The sequence below is a fragment of the Acinetobacter sp. AOR41_HL genome (assembly GCF_027854645.1).
Classification (GTDB): domain Bacteria; phylum Pseudomonadota; class Gammaproteobacteria; order Pseudomonadales; family Moraxellaceae; genus Acinetobacter; species Acinetobacter nosocomialis.
On the sequence record NZ_JAKTHZ010000019.1, the window covers coordinates 163,513 to 180,366 of the forward strand.

16 protein-coding genes are annotated in these 16,854 nt (G+C 36.8%); 6 read left to right on the forward strand and 10 right to left on the reverse strand.

Going from position 1 to position 16,854, the window contains the following annotated elements; genetic code table 11:
• Nucleotides 1-78 precede the first annotated feature (78 nt).
• From iscA to MKL35_RS06580, 5 genes are all read right to left on the reverse strand, one after another.
• Nucleotides 79-399 (reverse strand): iron-sulfur cluster assembly protein IscA, encoded by a 321-nt coding sequence (gene iscA, locus MKL35_RS06560; protein WP_002050042.1) that lies wholly within the window; start codon nucleotides 397-399, stop codon nucleotides 79-81.
• Between the two features lie 30 nt (nucleotides 400-429).
• Entirely contained in the window at nucleotides 430-816 is a 387-nt protein-coding gene (gene iscU, locus MKL35_RS06565; RefSeq protein WP_002049835.1) for a Fe-S cluster assembly scaffold IscU, read from the reverse strand.
• A 66-nt stretch (nucleotides 817-882) separates the two neighbouring features.
• Nucleotides 883-2,100 carry an IscS subfamily cysteine desulfurase gene (locus MKL35_RS06570; protein WP_032011192.1) on the reverse strand — a complete coding sequence of 406 codons (1,218 nt, stop codon included), beginning with the start codon at nucleotides 2,098-2,100 and terminating at the stop codon, nucleotides 883-885.
• A gap of 1 nt (nucleotide 2,101) precedes the next feature.
• Nucleotides 2,102-2,575 (reverse strand): Rrf2 family transcriptional regulator, encoded by a 474-nt coding sequence (locus MKL35_RS06575; protein ID WP_002050146.1) that lies wholly within the window; start codon nucleotides 2,573-2,575, stop codon nucleotides 2,102-2,104.
• A 110-nt stretch (nucleotides 2,576-2,685) separates the two neighbouring features.
• Complete coding sequence (locus MKL35_RS06580; RefSeq protein WP_002050024.1) at nucleotides 2,686-3,333, reverse strand: hypothetical protein; 648 nt, start codon at nucleotides 3,331-3,333, stop codon at nucleotides 2,686-2,688.
• 210 nt (nucleotides 3,334-3,543) lie between these two features.
• Between MKL35_RS06580 and MKL35_RS06585 the strand changes: the two genes are divergently transcribed.
• The 3 genes from MKL35_RS06585 to MKL35_RS06595 all read left to right on the forward strand — a co-directional run bounded on the left by MKL35_RS06585 (nucleotide 3,544) and on the right by MKL35_RS06595 (nucleotide 6,438).
• Nucleotides 3,544-3,999 carry a phasin family protein gene (locus MKL35_RS06585; RefSeq protein WP_002049921.1) on the forward strand — a complete coding sequence of 152 codons (456 nt, stop codon included), beginning with the start codon at nucleotides 3,544-3,546 and terminating at the stop codon, nucleotides 3,997-3,999.
• A gap of 169 nt (nucleotides 4,000-4,168) precedes the next feature.
• Nucleotides 4,169-4,441, forward strand: coding sequence for an HU family DNA-binding protein (locus tag MKL35_RS06590; protein WP_001043034.1), 273 nt, complete (start codon nucleotides 4,169-4,171; stop codon nucleotides 4,439-4,441).
• A gap of 131 nt (nucleotides 4,442-4,572) precedes the next feature.
• Nucleotides 4,573-6,438 (forward strand): SurA N-terminal domain-containing protein, encoded by a 1,866-nt coding sequence (locus MKL35_RS06595; protein WP_032011191.1) that lies wholly within the window; start codon nucleotides 4,573-4,575, stop codon nucleotides 6,436-6,438.
• 39 nt (nucleotides 6,439-6,477) lie between these two features.
• Here MKL35_RS06595 and MKL35_RS06600 read toward each other — a convergent pair whose 3' ends face one another.
• The gene (locus MKL35_RS06600) at nucleotides 6,478-7,422 is read right to left on the reverse strand and encodes an AraC family transcriptional regulator (protein ID WP_002049958.1); all 945 of its coding nucleotides are present in this window, start codon (nucleotides 7,420-7,422) and stop codon (nucleotides 6,478-6,480) included.
• A gap of 189 nt (nucleotides 7,423-7,611) precedes the next feature.
• On the opposite strand from MKL35_RS06600, the gene MKL35_RS06605 reads away from it, so the two are divergent.
• Nucleotides 7,612-8,835: an alkane 1-monooxygenase gene (locus MKL35_RS06605; protein WP_032011189.1), complete on the forward strand. Its 1,224-nt coding sequence runs from the start codon at nucleotides 7,612-7,614 to the stop codon at nucleotides 8,833-8,835.
• Nucleotides 8,836-8,953: 118 nt separating this feature from the next.
• Here MKL35_RS06605 and MKL35_RS06610 read toward each other — a convergent pair whose 3' ends face one another.
• The 4 genes from MKL35_RS06610 to MKL35_RS06625 form a co-directional block, all read right to left on the reverse strand.
• Entirely contained in the window at nucleotides 8,954-10,159 is a 1,206-nt protein-coding gene (locus tag MKL35_RS06610) for an acyl-CoA dehydrogenase family protein (protein ID WP_004887415.1), read from the reverse strand.
• Nucleotides 10,160-10,180: 21 nt separating this feature from the next.
• Complete coding sequence (locus MKL35_RS06615) at nucleotides 10,181-11,464, reverse strand: acyl-CoA dehydrogenase family protein (RefSeq protein ID WP_171073640.1); 1,284 nt, start codon at nucleotides 11,462-11,464, stop codon at nucleotides 10,181-10,183.
• A 228-nt stretch (nucleotides 11,465-11,692) separates the two neighbouring features.
• Entirely contained in the window at nucleotides 11,693-13,066 is a 1,374-nt protein-coding gene (locus tag MKL35_RS06620) for an ABC1 kinase family protein (RefSeq protein WP_270913172.1), read from the reverse strand.
• A 238-nt stretch (nucleotides 13,067-13,304) separates the two neighbouring features.
• Nucleotides 13,305-13,607, reverse strand: coding sequence for a hypothetical protein (locus MKL35_RS06625; protein ID WP_000120631.1), 303 nt, complete (start codon nucleotides 13,605-13,607; stop codon nucleotides 13,305-13,307).
• Between the two features lie 190 nt (nucleotides 13,608-13,797).
• Between MKL35_RS06625 and ybaK the strand changes: the two genes are divergently transcribed.
• Both ybaK and mtlD read left to right on the forward strand, forming a co-directional pair.
• The gene (gene ybaK, locus MKL35_RS06630) at nucleotides 13,798-14,262 is read left to right on the forward strand and encodes a Cys-tRNA(Pro) deacylase (protein ID WP_032011184.1); all 465 of its coding nucleotides are present in this window, start codon (nucleotides 13,798-13,800) and stop codon (nucleotides 14,260-14,262) included.
• 424 nt (nucleotides 14,263-14,686) lie between these two features.
• Nucleotides 14,687-16,825, forward strand: coding sequence for a bifunctional mannitol-1-phosphate dehydrogenase/phosphatase (gene mtlD / locus MKL35_RS06635; protein WP_270913174.1), 2,139 nt, complete (start codon nucleotides 14,687-14,689; stop codon nucleotides 16,823-16,825).
• The last annotated feature ends 29 nt before the right edge of the window (nucleotides 16,826-16,854 follow it).

The following is a 16,854-nucleotide window of genomic DNA, read 5'->3' on the forward strand; positions in this document are numbered from 1 at the left end:
GGGATCCACGTTAATTAAATACATTAAAACAGTGCTTTTGAAAGACACTGTTTTAATGAGAAAAAGGAAAGGAGAGGATTAAACAGTGAAAGATTCACCACAACCACATTCACCCTTTTTATTAGGATTGTTAAATTCGAACCCTTCGTTAAGGCCATTTTTAACATAGTCCATTTCTAAGCCTTCTAAGTAAACTAAGCTTTTAGGATCTACAAAAACCTTAACACCAAATTGTTCGAAAACTTGATCATGTTCATCGATATCGTCTACAAATTCGAGAACATAAGCCAACCCAGAACAACCAGAAGTTTTCACACCAACGCGAATGCCTTCACCCTTACCTCGGTTTTTAAGGTAATTGCTAATATGAGTCGCAGCATTTTCAGTTAAATGAATCATGAAAACTCCAACGTTTATAATGGTAACAAATTAAGCTTTTGACTTTTTACTACGATAATCTTCAATCGCAGCTTTAATCGCGTCTTCAGCTAAAACAGAGCAGTGAACTTTTACTGGCGGAAGAGCTAACTCAGTCGCAATATCAATATTTTTGATTGCTTGAGCTTCATCAAGTGTTTTACCTTTTAACCATTCAGTTACAAGTGAACTTGATGCAATTGCAGAACCACAACCGTAAGTTTTAAAGCGTGCTTCTTCGATTACGCCACTGTCATTTACTTGAATCTGTAAACGCATCACGTCGCCACATGCAGGTGCACCCACCATGCCTGTACCAACATTTTCAGAGTTTTTATCTAAAACACCAACATTACGTGGATTTTCGTAATGATCAATTACCTTTTCGCTATAAGCCATTTTGCTTCTCCAAACCTCGGGGTCAGCCTAATATTAATATGAGGGTTAAAACACTAATTTCAATAATTAGTGTTCTGCCCATTCAACTGTAGAAAGATCGATACCTTCTTTGTACATATCCCAAAGCGGAGAAAGTTCACGTAATTTCTCAACAGCGGCTTTGGTAATTGTAAGCACGTGGTCAATATCTTCTTCAGTCGTGTATTTACCAAAACTAAAGCGAATTGAGCTGTGTGCTAGCTCATCAGATAAACCTAATGCGCGAAGAACATATGAAGGCTCTAAAGTTGCAGACGTACAAGCAGAACCACTTGATACAGCAGCATCTTTAAGCGACATCATTAAAGACTCACCTTCAACAAAGTTGAAGCTGACATTTAAATAATTAGCAACGTTTTGAGTCGGGTGACCGTTTAAGAACACTTGTTCAAGGTCTTGTAAACCGTTCCAAAGTTTGTTACGAAGTTTACGAATACGCTCTTGTTCAGCATGCATTGTTTTGCCTGCAATTTCAAAAGCTTCACCCATACCAACGATTTGGTGAGTTGCCAAAGTACCAGAACGCATACCGCGCTCATGGCCACCACCATGAATTTGTGCTTTTAAGCGAACACGTGGGCTACGACGTACATATAATGCGCCGATACCTTTTGGACCATAAATTTTATGAGCAGAGAAACTCATAAGATCAATTTTCATAGTAGATAAGTCGATATCAACTTTACCAGCTGCTTGTGCTGCATCTACATGGAAAAATGTTTTGTTGGCACGTGTTAATTCACCAATCGCCGCTACATCTGTAACCGTACCAATTTCGTTGTTTACCATCATAAGAGAAACAAGAATAGTATCTGGGCGAAGGACAGCCTTAACCATCTCAGGAGTAATTAAACCTGTTTGTGGCTCTGGCTCTAAGTAAGTAATTTCAAAACCTTGTTCTTCTAATTCACGACAAGGGTCTAGAACAGCTTTGTGTTCAATTTTACTTGTAATGATATGTTTGCCTTTAGATGCATAGAATTGAGCAACACCTTTAAGAGCAAGGTTATCTGACTCAGTTGCACCAGAAGTCCAAACAATTTCACGTGGGTCGGCTTTAATTAAATTTGCGACTTGCTCACGTGCATATTCAACTTTTTCTTCTGCCTGCCAGCCATAAGCGTGGGAACGAGATGCAGCATTACCAAAGGTACCGTCGAAAGTTAAACACTCCATCATACGTTCTGCAACTTGCGGATCTACTGGAGTGGTTGCTGCGTAATCAAGATAAATTGGACGTTTCATATCAAATACCTGTACCCGATAAAAGAGCTGAATCTGTGCCAGTCACATTTTGGCGTAATGCAACAGTTTGAACGTTGTCTCGGCTAATGAGGTCGGCAAGAGTGATTTTAGCTAAATAGTCGGCAATATGATGAGAGAGTTCTTGCCATAAATCGTGAGTAAGACACATTGCACCATTTTGGCAGTTACCTTTATGGTCACAACGTGTTGCATCAACAGTTTCATTTACGGCTTCAATAATTTCTAACACAGTAATTTCATCAGCGTTTCGAGCCAAATGGTAACCACCATTTGCACCGCGAACACTAGAAACTAACCCATGACGCTTAAGTTTTGCGAACAACTGCTCTAAATAAGCAACTGAAATAGATTGACGTGCGGCAATTTCGGCGAGCGTGATCGTTTGTTCAGTTGGCTGCAAAGCTAAATCAAGTAGAGCAGTCACTGCGTAGCGACCGCGAGTTGTAAGGCGCATGATTCGATACACATGTTAAGACTAGATAATAGGATTTTATGAATCCCGACTAAAATAGTCAAGTTTTTTTATTTTTAATTCAAGTGCAGGATCAAGATAGAAAAAATAAGTTAAGCTACCCACAAATTATATATGAAATAAGCAATAAATATTAGGCTAATTATACCAAAGCACAAGTTAATGTTGCGTTGGCGCTGCTGTAAACGTGAAATTCGATTTTGATACTGCTTAATTTCGACATTCAAAGAATTTATCTCTGAACGCTGTTGATCAATTTTTTCAAGTAAGGGGGCAATTTTTTTACGTGAAGCAAGTGCTTCGGCTTCATCATCTGGAGTATTGAACCATTGCTTCCAGTCAGCCAGAAGCTTAGGTAAAGTGAGATGTGAAATTAAATCGATGAGTTCTTTTTTGGTTTCTGCATCTCCATCAATCCGCATATTGTTTAAACTACGTTGATTTGAAAAAGCAAAAATTTTGATAAGGTCGATGAGAGTACTATTAATTTCTAAGTCAATACGACGATCATAAGAATGAATATCAAATAATAAACCTTTTTCCGTAAATTGCACATAGAAGTTGAAAAATGGCAAGTAGCTATTAATACGGATTGTGATTTTATTTGCGATAAACTTTTTCGCCTGCAAGCGAAGAACACCATCGTGGGTGAGAATAAATGAGAAAAAAGTTTCTAAAATAATTAGAACAATGTTCAGCAACAGACGTGGGTGTTTTTGTCTTTGTTGCGTTTCACTCATAAAAGTTTATCCTTAAATATTAGAGATTAATTAAGAGAATGAGACATCCTATCTCAAACTTAACACATTGTCCTGTTAAATATATTTACATGACATGATTGTTTTGTAGAACAGTTTCATAAATGTATCAAGTCTTGACTTTGTTATTATAAGAATATTTTGTGGTTAAATAAGACTTCATCTGTCTCATCCGATCAGGAGCTTAGGTCAATGGATAATGCAAACATAGAAACACAATCAGAAGAGCAAGGAGATAAAAACAAATTAAAATCAAAAAGTTCTAGAAAGTCTGCATTGGATTTTAGAAAGTATACCAAGCAAATATGGTTAGCTGGTTTAGGTGCTTTCTCTCGTGCCGAAGAAGAAGGCAATAAACTATTTGACTCACTAGTCAAAGTAGGGGAAGAACTTGAGTCTAAAACTGGTGATTTAGCCGATACAACTGTTGGCAAAGTAACCGAAAAGGCGAAAGAGTCAGTGTCTGATACAAAAGACAAGGTCGAAAAAATTTTAGATACCAGTGTAAATCATTCTTTAAATCGAATTGGCTTAGTTACTCCGAAGGACTTACAGCACATTGAACAACTGTTAGTTCAATTGCATATAAAGGTTGATGCTCTTATTGAAGAAAATCAAAAATTGAAGGCAAAATTGAATGAAAAGTAAAAAAATGTAGGGATTTAGCAAATATATAACAGTTTTTTAGCATTTATTTTTGCTAAAAGCTCTGCTCTAGTATTGCGTTTTCCCCCAAAGCATTGCTATAAAGGCGTCATGGCCTTTTAAACTATAGCCTTGGACCTTAAACAAACGATATTAAGAGGATGTTTTATTCATGAATAAATCAGAATTAATCGATGCAATTGCTGAAAAAGGGGGAGTATCTAAGACTGATGCAGGCAAGGCACTCGATGCGACAATTGCGTCAATTACTGAAGCACTTAAAAAAGGTGACACAGTAACTTTAGTTGGTTTTGGTACTTTCAGTGTTAAAGAGCGTGCTGCACGTACTGGTCGTAACCCTAAAACTGGTGAAGAGCTTCAAATTAAAGCAACAAAAGTACCTAGCTTTAAAGCTGGTAAAGGTCTTAAAGATTCAGTTGCTTAATCTTTTAAGATGATTAAACGCGCCGATATAGGCGCGTTTTTTATTAAAAATCTGAATTGACCAATATTGCTCATTCATTCATTGTGGTTTTTCAGTTAAAATTCTCCTCGAAATAAAATATTGGAATACTTATGGAATCGTTTCGTACAGTCATTAAGGGTTGGCTCGGCAAAGTCCTTTTAATTTTGTTTTTGACCCCTTTAGCGCTTGTAGGTATTAATGGATATTTTAATAGGGGAAACAAGGCAGATGTCGCAAAAACTGTAAATGGACAGGACATATCAAAAAAAGACCTTGAAACTTTAACGCAAAGGTATAAAGAACAATATTTAGCTGCTGTAAAAGGTGATGAAAGTTTACTTAATTTACCGGTTATTCAAGCAAAAGCTCTCGATATATTGGTATCTCGTAATTTACTCATTCAGCAAGCTGAAAAATTGGGTATTTCTTTGAGCGATGCTCAAATCGAGCAAATGTTAGCTCAGCAGCCAAGCTTGCAAGAAAATGGTCAGTTTTCACAAAAATTATATGAAAATTATTTGCGTTCAATTGGTATGACAAGCCAAGCCTTAATTGCGAGCTTGCGTCAAGATCACGCTTTGAAAATGTTGACTTCAACTTTTTCTGATTATGCTTTAGTGAGTAAAGTTGATGTAATGCAAATTGCGAATTTGCAAACTGAACAGCGTACATTACATTTAGCTAGTATTAAGTTAGATACCTATAAAACGGGTTTAACAGCATCTAATCAAGAAGCGACTGACTACTACAATAAACATCAAAACGAGTTTAAACAGCCTGCTTCTGTTGATGTAGATTATGTTGTTTTATCTCCGTCCTTAATGGCGAAACCTGCACCAGCAACAGATGCTGAACTCAAACAAGCCTATGCTAAATTTGTAGAAACTCAGCAAAAAAATGCTAAACGTGTTGTGAAGCATATTCTTATTACCACAGATGCTCGTGATGATGCGGCAGCTCAAAAGCTTGCTAATGAGGTATATGCAAAAATTCAAGGCGGTCTTTCATTTGCTCAAGCAGCAGCTCAGTTCTCAGAAGATCCAACTTCAAAAACGAAAGGTGGTTTAGTAGAGGCGTATGCACCTGGTGTTTTCTCTGATGCATTTGATAAAACTGTTTCAAGTCTGAAAAATGGTCAAGTTTCGCAGCCAGTAAAAACACAATATGGTTACCATATTATTGAAGCAGAGACTCCAGCGAATCAAATTCCTTCGTTTGAAGCTGAGAAGGCGCGTTTAACTGCCGAAGTTGAAAAGAATAAGGTTGCTACTGTTTATTCAGATACAGTAAATAGTTTGAATGAAACAATTGTAGGTAATGATTCTTTAGAGGCAGTTGTACAGCAAGTTAAAGGTACAAAAATTGAATCATTAAATGGTGTAACTTTAGCTACTCAAAATCCACAACTAAGCGATCCAAACGTAAAAATTAAATTGTTTAATGATGATGTGAAAAATGGCGATCGTAACGCTTCATCAAATATTCAATTAGCGAATGGTGATACTGTTTGGGTTAAGGTGCGTGATTATCATGCTGCTGGCGTTAAACCACTTGCTCAAGCAATGAACGAAGCAAAAGCTAAAGTAATTGATGAGAAAGCACGCAAAGCAGCTCAAGCAAAAATTGCTACCATGTTGACTGAATTCAAAACTCAGCCAGCTGAGCAAGTTGTTGCGAAAAATAAAGTATCTTTTGAATCTGCAGGTGTATTTACTCGTTCACAAGGTTTAAAACGTGCAATTGAGCGTGCAGCATTTAGTGTTCCTGCACCGAAACCTGGTATGTGGTCTGTTACAACAGCGAACTTACCTAATGAATTGGTTGTCGTTGCCGTTTCTAATGTAAATTCAGCTGCGGTAAATGCTATGCCAGCGGATCAGTTAAAGCAATTACAACAGCTTTATCGTCAATCTCGTGGTCAGCAAATACTCGAAGATTACAGCGAATACTTAAAGTCACACGCTAAAATCAAATAAAACTTATGTAATAAAAAAAGCGCTTCGGCGCTTTTTTTATTACTGATCTCTACTACCTATATAATTTTGTCTATATTGTTTAGGCGATAAATCAAATACTCTCTTAAATGCCTGACTAAATGCAGTTTCTGATGAATAGCCGACTTTATTTGAAATTTGTTGAACTGATAAATTACTTGTCCGTAGATATTGGCTCGCTAAGCGAAAGCGATAATGCTGCAAATAAGTAAGAGGTGGTTCACCAATAATATTATTAAAGAGATTGGCAAACTTAGAACGCGACATGCAGCATTGTTCAGCTAATGATTCAACAGTCCAGCTAGCCTCAGGTTGGCTATGGATTGCGGATAAAGCATTACTTAACTCAGGATGTGTTAATGCTCCTAACCAGTTTTGTTGGTCTGACATTTGTTGGATATGGTCTCGAATACATTCAATTAAAAGAATACTGACTAAGTGATCAATAATTTTGTCATGGCCAGGTTGAATTTTTTGTGTTTCGACCGCTAAAAAATAAAGCCCTATTTGCAACCATTCAGGAGGAGTTGTCTGGTTTTCGTGTTGAATATGCATAATAGATGGTAATGCATTAATCAGTGGTCCCGCCATATACGTATCAACTTGACAACGTAGACAGAGCAATAATGTATTTTCAGGTGCTGATGAACCTAACTCAATTGGATCGTGACGATGCCCATTAAATAAGGGAGTAATATCGACAGAATCTACCAGTTTGCTTCCAGTCGCTTTTGAATCTGTAGCTTGATGAGCTTTTCCAGAAGGAATTAAAATAATATCTCCAGCTTTTGCAATTATTTTTTCGACATTATTTATTTGAATATATACAGAACCCGTTAAAACAATGTAAGCCAGTAAAGCAGATTGATCTTGTGTTTTAAAAGCCCATTCACCTTGTGCTTTTATATAAATATATTCAGACTTATTTAAGTGGATATCATCAAAAAATTTACTTAGTGCATCCATGTTTATATGATCAATCATTATTTTAATAAAATTATAGTGAGCTATAAGAATAGATCAACATGTGTTTTTAGGACAAAAAAGTGGAAGAAAATGCCAAAGACTTTGAAATAGGTTTTTTGGACGGTTACAACTGTTAAGCAAATAGTATTTCTTTAACTATATAGGTATATAGAAAAAGGAAATATGACTATGAATGCACCAGTGAATGTTCAGCAAGAACTTATGCCAGTGCCAGCGTCTATGCGTGAGATAGACCGTAAGCGCTATTTATGGATGATTAGTCCGGCTCTACCTGTAATTGGTTTAGGTATTTTAGCCGGATACCATTTTGGTCCACGCCCATTAAAGAAAGTATTTGCTTTAGGTGGTCCACTTTTATTACATGTTGTGATTCCTGCAATTGATACAATTATTGGTAAAGATGCGCGTAATCCAACCGATGAAGAAATTAAACTTCTTGAGAAAGATCCATATTATTCGCGTTTGGTAAAAAGTTTTATTCCATTGCAGTATGCGGCAAATATTTATGCATGTTATTTAACAAGCCGTAAAGATACTTCATTTATTGACAAAATTTTGCTTGGTATTTCCATGGGTGCCATTAATGGTATTGCAATTAATACAGCCCATGAACTAAGCCATAAACATGATCGTATCGACCATATTTTATCTCATCTTGCTTTAGTACCTACTGGTTATAACCATTTCCGTATTGAGCATCCATATGGCCATCATAAGCGTGCAGCTACTCCTGAAGATCCGGCATCTTCACGTATGGGTGAAACATTCTATGAATTTTGGCCACGTACAGTTGTTGGTTCTTTTAAATCAGCAATTGAAATTGAAAAAAATCGTTTAAAACGTAAAGGTAAAGAGTTTTGGTCACTCGATAACGAATTGCTGCAAGGCTGGGGTATGAGTGCTGCTTTCCATGCTTCTATGGTAGGAATTTTTGGTAAAGGTACGATTCCTTATTTAGCAACACAAGCATTTTACGGGATTAGTCTATTCGAAATTATTAACTATATTGAACATTATGGCTTATTGCGCCAGAAAAAAGAAAATGGTCAATATGAACGTACAATGCCAGAGCATAGCTGGAATAATAACAATGTAGTGACCAACTTGTTCTTATATCAGTTACAGCGTCACTCAGATCATCATGCTTATCCAACTCGTCCATTCCAAGCATTACGTCATTTTGACGAAGCACCAGAGTTGCCAAGCGGCTATGCAAGTATGTTGCTACCAGCAATGATTCCTTCATTATGGTTTAAAATGATGGATAAGCGTGTATTTGATCACTACAAAGGTGATTTAAATAAAGCGAATATTTCACCAAAACGTCGTGCAAAAATCTTCAAAAAATTTGGTGTAGTCGATAAGTCATTAAAAACTACACAAGCTAAATAATTAAAAGTATATTCCTGAAATACCAAACCCTCTAGTCATGTGGTTAGAGGGTTTTATTTTTGCTAATAAGTCACAGTGCTAAGAAGCAAGGAAGTAAAAAAACTCCCTTGCAATATCTTTATTTTAGTTCACTTGAAGATTTTCCAAGCTCACGACGAGCAATAATAAGTTGCTGGATTTGTTGAGTACCTTCAAAAATATCAAGAATTTTTGAATCACGTGCCCACTTTTCAAGTAGTTCATCTTCGTTATAGCCAACACTTGCTGCTAACTCGACACATTTCAAAGTGATTTCGTTGCCTACACGACCTGCTTTTGCTTTAGCGATGGAAGCTTCTTTGGAGTTTGGTTTTTTGTTGTCTGCCATCCATGTGGCTTTCAACATAAGTAACCGTGCAGCTTCCCATTCGGCTTCCATTCGGTAAATTTGCGCAGCAAGGTTAGAAGTTTGCAAATATGGAGTCGAGTAATTGGGATCTAATTGGTCTTTAAAAATTTCTTTAATACGTTCTAAAGAAGCTTTGGCACAGCCAATTGCCATTGCGGCAACTAATGGTCGTGTATTGTCAAAGGTTTCCATTACACCGGCAAAACCTTTTGCAACATCAATTTCAGGATTACCGAGCAAGTTTTCAGCCGGAACACGACAGTCAGTAAAACTTATAACGGCTGTATCAGAAGCTTTGATACCTAACTTATGTTCAAGTCGTTCAACTTTCATTCCGGGAGTACCTTTAGGCACTACAAATGATTTGATGGCTGCACGTCCAAGTTTTCGGTCAAGTGTAGCCCATACGACCACCGAGTCCGCACGTTCACCAGAAGTTACGAAAATCTTTTCACCATTTAAAATATAGTCATTGCCATCTTTAGTTGCCGTAGTACGGATCGCAGCAGAGTCAGAACCACAGCCTGGTTCAGTAATCGCCATAGCTGCCCATGTTCCTTTAAAACGTTCTAGTTGCTCATCATTTGCGACCGCGGCAATTGCAGAGTTTCCTAAACCTTGACGTGGCATACTGAGTAATAGCCCAGTATCGCCATAGCACATTTCAATGATGCCTAACGCTGTTGACATGTTAGTTCCGTTACGGACACCTTCATTATCAGATTCACCACGTTTTCCTGCACCGGCAGCACCTGCATTAATTCCTTCACCACCTTCATTCATGCCATCAATGAGTGAAGCGAGCATATCGAGTTCTTTCGGATAAGCATGTTCTGCTTTATCGTATTTACGGGAAATAGGGCGTAATACATTGATCGCAACATCATGTGCCTGATCAATCATCATTTTGAATTTTTTTGGATTTTGTAAATTCATGAAAATATCCTCTGATTGATCTTAAGCATGTAAGCCAGAATGTAAAATTGCGGTTGCGCGTAAATCACGATACCAACGTTCAACAGGGTGTTCTTTTGTAAACCCATGTCCACCTAAAATTTGTACGCCATCTGTTCCTACTTTCATGGATTTTTCTGCGCAAAGAAGACGAGCTAAATATGCTTCACGATGGAAAGGTTTACCTGCTTCGGCAAGACTTGCGGCATTTAAAATCAGCATGCGCATAGCATCAATTTCAATTGCCATATCTGCAATCATGAATGCGACACTTTGACGATGTGAAATTGGTTCTCCGAAAGCAGTTCGTTCATTGGCATATTTAATACAATATGCTTTTACAGCTTCACAGGTTCCTACAGCCATTGCACACCACATTAAGTTGCCTAAATCTAAAAAGGCGGTGTAATCAAAATCTGTTGTGCCTAATCGTAGAGCAGGTGTATGGCTGAATTTTAAAGTAGCTGTCTCTGTTGCTTTGAGACCCATAGCAGGGGTACTTTTAATGGAAATGGTATCGCCCGCTTGTACTACAAACACATCCGGCTTACCATTAAAATCTGCACTCACCAAGAACACATCAGCTAAATCACCTAAAATGACTAAGGTTTTTTCACCCTCTATAAAATATTGATTATTTTCAAGAGAAGCTTTTGTTTTTAAGACATATGGGTTAAATGCCGGAGTAGCTTCTTGTACAGCGAAAGTGGCGGTAATGTCTGAGTCTTCTGCAAAGCAAGGTAAATACATTGACTGAACTTCAGTAGAACCCCAGCGTGTAATCGCATTAATAACGCTAAACGTACTTAAAAGTCCTGCTGTAAGACTAAAATCACCTTCAGCTAGTTTTTCAGCAATCAATAGGTTACTTACAATATTTTGTTCAGCGGCGACACCACCTAGTGCTTCTGGAAGAGCATAATAATTTAGTCCTAAATCTTCTACATATTGCCAAAGGCTTTCTGGAAATTGACCTGCCTGATCAGCATCATGAGCTAATCCTAATAAAACTTCTTGAGCAAATTGAGACATTGCATCAGAAGTCATTTGTTGTTCTTCGGTGAGGCTTAAGTCAAATAGGTTTTTCTTCTGTTGAGGTAGACGCTGTTGGGGGATTTGCTTAGGTTTAAATGCTTTCTGAGTCTGACTTAATGCTCTAAATCCAGCTTTTGAACCTTGATAAAGAGACTTTTCAAGAAATTTACGTAGTTTGAGTTGATCAAGTACATCGCTTCCAGCTAATTTCGTGATCAGCGATAAACCCAACCCTTGGGCTTTATTGATCATATTTGTCATGATAGTGGTGTCCTAACACATTGTTATTGTTTTATGCTGACACGCTGTATAAGAAAAAACTATGTCGTTGCTGACATTCAAAAAATGAGCAGATAAATGGTAAGAGTAAAATAGGCTTGATTTTATATATTTGATTTTATAAGGAAAAATTAATTTTTAAAAAGAATCATTTTGTTTGAATTGACTAGAATGACATAGAGCCATTCTAGTCTTGATAAATTAAGCAAAGTTACGAATCATACGTCGTACATTGGTTTTGGCATCAATCACCGTCATAAATGTATATGCGCCAATAAACTTACGGCTAATAAACATAAATTCTTTTGGAGGAACCGAGAAATATCGAGACGCGATTGATTTGCTTGCTTGCTGCATAACACGACTATGTAACTGGCTCTTTTTCCAGTCATAACGTTCATGTTCATCCATTAGGCCCACTGGCATATCTGGATTATTTGCAGGGGTACTGAATGCTTCTGTCGCAAGTAAAAAGACATCGGCCATGCCGGGTTTAATACTTTCAGGCATTGCATCGAAAAACTCATATCCAGTCATTGCTTGGACCATCGCATGTTTATCATGCTGATAACCCGCTTGTATAAGATTACGCGCCACTGAGAGTAAATGTTCATCGAACTGACGGATCGCACCAAAGTCTAATAGTACAATTTTATCCTGAATATCTTGGCCATTACCTAAACGAACAAGGTAATTACCAAAGTTAGGGTCAGTTTGCATTTCACCCCATTCAAAAATCTCACGAACTGCAATCTCTAGTGAAGCTTCACCGAGCTGATTACGTCGTTCTTGAGGAAGGGAAAGCATGACTGGACTATTAATTGGCACGCCACGTTCAAAGGTCATACATAAGACTTGATCGGTACAGTATTCATCTACAATTGTAGGGACGATATAGCGCTCATCATCTTTTAAACGTTCAGCAAAGCGACGTGTTGTGGCTGCCTCTACGTGATAATTGACTTCACGATGCATCATTTCACGTACTTCATCAAACCACTGATCAAACTCACGAGTTTGAGGAACCATACGTGTAAGCTTAAGCATGTTTTTAAACAGACTCATATCGGAGTCAATTGCATTCGCAACACCAGGGTATTGAATTTTTAAAACTAATTCTAAACCGTCTGATTTACGTGTTGCGCGATGAACTTGTGCCAGAGAGGCTGTACCGATAGGCTCATGATCAATTGTTAGATCATTTAATTTAGAACCTAATTGTTCTTGCAAATGAGGTTTAATTGCTGGCCAGTCTAAAGCAACAGTTTGGTTATTTAAGGTATTTAAAGCTTGAGTGATTTCTTCTGGTAAAAAATGTTCACCATAAAGTGCCATCATTTGGCCAATCTTGACAATAGAACCTTTAAGTTTGCCAATTTCAGAGACAAGATAATTAGCTTGTTCGCTCATTGCCTTTTTACGTTTCTTCTCTTTTTCTTCTTCACTAGAAAAGAGGGAAGAGGCACTTGCAGTAGCCCAACGTGTTCCTGCCAGTAAAGAAGCTTTCGCGATTGATAAGCGTCGATCCATGGAAGAAGTTTTTAAACTCTTAAGCTTATCGTTCTGATTTGACATGAAAATAGAATCCTATGCGCATCATGCAGCCAAACGCTGGTGATCTAAAATTGTAACGAATATTACATGTTTTGAACGTATTAAAATAGTTCCCTCAGACTGAATGGTGAGTTGAAAGTCTTATTTGGGATTTTAATTTTCTAAAAATAGCCTAAGCATTAATAAGAAAATCAAAATATCCACCATTCAGAAAAAAATAAACTACTATAAAACGCCGTATCAGATACTAACCGGCAAATTACATTTTAAACTGAATTTTCAATTCAGCCTTTTGCATTAAGTGCATACGATTAGCTTGAATATGCTGAATAACCATTTGCTTGACGGAATCATGCATAAAACCAAGTGCATGAGCCTTTACAATAACGATGCTAGGCAGTGTATAGAAAAAGTACTTAACATCATCAAAAGTCGCATTATTAAAAATGCCTTGTTCGATTAAGGTCTGCTGTAAAAATTGCTTTTCATTTAATACATGATCTGAAGACTCATCCCAAAAACGGTGACGCATTGCCATCAGATTATTGTGTTTGTAACTCATAAATTCGCCAGTTCAGACTTTAAATCTCAACTAAATATATTGGAGTCATCTACCCAATATCAAGTTTAGATTGTTTTTTGTTCGGTGTTCGTTTGATTTTTCATGTAAAGGATGTAAATAGCCTAAGTAAATTTTAAACTTTTTTTTAAATAAATATAATCAAGCTCATTTCATTAAAATCTAAAATCCTATGACTCCTGCATGTAGACTGTTAAAAAGTAACAAAATCGAATTTTCTATCCATGAGTATGAACATGACGCAAATGCTAAAAGTTTTGGTTTGGAAGCGGCAGAAAAGTTAAACCTTGATGTAAACGAGGTATTTAAAACACTTCTTGTTACCGATGAGAAAAATTATTTTGTTGCGGTTATACCAGTTAATCATCAACTCAATTTGAAAAAGGTAGCTACGGCAGTTGGGTGTAAAAAATTGCAGATGGCAAATCCCAAAGATGCCGAACGTTTAACAGGGTACTTAGTGGGTGGAATTAGTCCATTAGGTCAAAAGAAACGCTTAAAGACAGTGATTGATACCTCTGCACAAAAGTTAAGCAAAATTTATGTAAGTGGTGGTAAAAGAGGGTTAGATATTGGTTTAAATCCTAAAGACTTGGCACACATATTAACGGCGCAATTTGTAGATGTACTTGATTGATTAAAAAAGGGCATAGCAAGTTGACATACTAAATGAAAATGATTATCATTATTATGTATTGTTTGGTTCTACCAGAAAATAACAAAAATTATATGAGTTTCTGGTATTGGTAGACCTGCAAGACATAATAAAAAATGCAGGTTTGTTAGCAGTAAATGGACCTAAGAAAAACAAACATGATCAGCGCATAAAAAGAAGAAGCAAAGGTAGCAAGCGAGGAAGGCTTGCTACCTTTGTACTTAAACTCAGTTTCAGAATTATCTATATTGTTCAACCTTTTTGAGTATTTAACTCTTCTCAGTAACAGATTTCTTATATTTATGATTAAAAAATAACCACTAATGTTTCATTTATTATCATCCTGCCTTTTTAAGCAATTTTTTGTATACCCTGAATAAAACATGATCAAAAAAGAGGTAAAAACGTGCTTATTTTTCATGGAAAACCTGTTCATGGAGCTATCTTTGATATGGATGGGACAATGTTTGATACTGAACGGTTACGGTTTCAAACATTGCAACAGGCATCTCAAGAACTCATTGGGCAGGAGTTTTCACACGAATATTTAATGCAATGTTTGGGGTTAAGTGCGACAACGGCGGAAAAGCTTGCACAACGTTTATACGGAGTAGATGTTCCATATAAGGAAATTCGAAAACGTGCCGATGAGATGGAACTAGAACATATTCGAAAACACGGTGTGCCTATTAAAAAAGGTCTGGTTCAAGTTCTAGAGCGTTTAAGAAAATCGGGTCTAAGAATGGCTGTGGCTACATCAAGCCGTAGAGCAATTGCCGAAGAATATTTAATTAATGCGAATGTTTATAAATTTTTTGATGTCATTACTTGTGGAGATGAAGTAGAACAAGGGAAGCCACATCCAGAAATTTTTCTCAAAGCGGCTAGTCAACTTCATTTAGACGCCAACCAATGTTTAATGTTTGAAGATTCAGAAAATGGTTTAACCTCGGCTCACACCTCAAAAGGTTTAACAATTTTATTAAAAGATATTAAAGAACCTAATGATGAAATGCTGGAAAAAGCGCATTTTTATTATGACCAGATGTATGATTTTTTAACTGACCTCGACCAATTTATTCCTGTTATGGATATGCCAGAGATACAGGAACCTTTTCCGCAAAGTCTGAATCAGCTTACTGTTGGAATACATGGTTTCGGTGCTATTGGCGGTGGTTATATAGCGCAGATCTTGTCACATTGGGATGGATACACAAAGCCAAAGAGAATCATTGCGTCAACAAGAAATAGTCTTTTCCGCGAAGCTGTAAATGCGTTTGGAACCTATAGTATTCGCTATGGGCAATTTTCTTATGATGAACGTATTGAGAATATGACGATTGTTGACTCTGACAATGAACAACAAATGTTAGAGATGTACATTCATTCAAGTTTGATTGCATTATGTTTGCCTGAGCAAGCAATTGAAACTGAAGCACAGATAATCGCAAAAGGGTTATATGCACGTTTTAATTCACAACTTGAAACATGTATAGAACCCTTAACCTTTCTAATTATTTTAAATAAGGTGGGTGCGAAATATTTGGTGATGAAGCATCTTAAAGAAGCTCTACTCGAGTTAACTAACGATGAAGATGTTACCGAGCATATTTTAAAAGAGCATTATTTTTGCGATACCGTAGTTAATCGTATGGTTTCAAAACTTTCTAATCAGAATTTATATCGTCAACTTCGTATTAAGCATAATTTTCTTGAACAGCATTTAGAAGATGTTGAACAAGAAGACCAAATCGAAATTGAAGACTGTAATAAACTGACTCAAGATCAGCAAAATCAGGCTTCTATCTATGTTGATAATATGCGCCGTAATTTTCAGCCGGGACATATCTTACAAAGCATGGATTTAATCTTGTTCCATAGTGAAACAGATATGCCAATTTATGTAGAGAAAGGCAGCCCTTTGCTTGAAAAGTTGCGTCAGGTGGTGTTGGTTGACCAAATTACTGACATTCAACTCATTAAAAACCGTTTATGGAATGGTGTACATGCGATGCTTGCTTGGTATGCATCTTTAATGGGTTATGAATCTATTGGTGTTGCCATGGGTGATCATTCAGTTAAAGCATTTGCAGAAAACTTAATTGCAGAAGTGAAGCAGGGACTTGCAATTGTATTACCTAACTATGCAAAAGATCTAAATCGAATGGCACAAAGTTTTCTAGACTCATGTGAATATGCATTTAAAGATCCTTGTCAACGCGTAGCTAGAGATCCACTACGCAAACTCAATCACAATGAACGTGTTATGGCATCAATTGCAGTGAATATTCGTCATGATTTGCCTTATAAAAATTTATTAAAAGGTGCTGCTTTAGGTTATGCCTATGCAATTCAATTTTTAGAAATTGAAGAGACTAAAGCAGTTGAACATCTGCAACAGCAAATTCAGAACTTAGAATTGAATACAAATCAAAGAAGACAGCGTGAAGTTGAGTTGGTTCAACTTATTCAATATTTATTTTCTGAACAAGGTAAACAACCTTTGGACATTAAGTTGAACAATGCCAAAACTACACTCACTTAATATGTTTAAATGTGCTTAATGAATTAACC

Bases quoted from the DNA above. Each gene is read 5' to 3' on its own strand.
- ybaK (WP_032011184.1), top strand. From the start codon at position 13,798: ATGACTCCTGCATGTAGACTGTTAAAAAGTAACAAAATCGAATTTTCT.
- MKL35_RS06595 (WP_032011191.1), top strand. From the start codon at position 4,573: ATGGAATCGTTTCGTACAGTCATTAAGGGTTGGCTCGGCAAAGTCCTT.
- MKL35_RS06580 (WP_002050024.1), bottom strand. From the start codon at position 3,333: ATGAGTGAAACGCAACAAAGACAAAAACACCCACGTCTGTTGCTGAAC.
- MKL35_RS06610 (WP_004887415.1), bottom strand. From the start codon at position 10,159: ATGAATTTACAAAATCCAAAAAAATTCAAAATGATGATTGATCAGGCA.
- MKL35_RS06620 (WP_270913172.1), bottom strand. From the start codon at position 13,066: ATGTCAAATCAGAACGATAAGCTTAAGAGTTTAAAAACTTCTTCCATG.
- MKL35_RS06615 (WP_171073640.1), bottom strand. From the start codon at position 11,464: ATGATCAATAAAGCCCAAGGGTTGGGTTTATCGCTGATCACGAAATTA.
- MKL35_RS06590 (WP_001043034.1), top strand. From the start codon at position 4,169: ATGAATAAATCAGAATTAATCGATGCAATTGCTGAAAAAGGGGGAGTA.
- iscU (WP_002049835.1), bottom strand. From the start codon at position 816: ATGGCTTATAGCGAAAAGGTAATTGATCATTACGAAAATCCACGTAAT.
- MKL35_RS06585 (WP_002049921.1), top strand. From the start codon at position 3,544: ATGGATAATGCAAACATAGAAACACAATCAGAAGAGCAAGGAGATAAA.
- iscA (WP_002050042.1), bottom strand. From the start codon at position 399: ATGATTCATTTAACTGAAAATGCTGCGACTCATATTAGCAATTACCTT.
- MKL35_RS06625 (WP_000120631.1), bottom strand. From the start codon at position 13,607: ATGAGTTACAAACACAATAATCTGATGGCAATGCGTCACCGTTTTTGG.
- MKL35_RS06605 (WP_032011189.1), top strand. From the start codon at position 7,612: ATGAATGCACCAGTGAATGTTCAGCAAGAACTTATGCCAGTGCCAGCG.
- MKL35_RS06570 (WP_032011192.1), bottom strand. From the start codon at position 2,100: ATGAAACGTCCAATTTATCTTGATTACGCAGCAACCACTCCAGTAGAT.
- MKL35_RS06575 (WP_002050146.1), bottom strand. From the start codon at position 2,575: ATGCGCCTTACAACTCGCGGTCGCTACGCAGTGACTGCTCTACTTGAT.
- MKL35_RS06600 (WP_002049958.1), bottom strand. From the start codon at position 7,422: ATGGATGCACTAAGTAAATTTTTTGATGATATCCACTTAAATAAGTCT.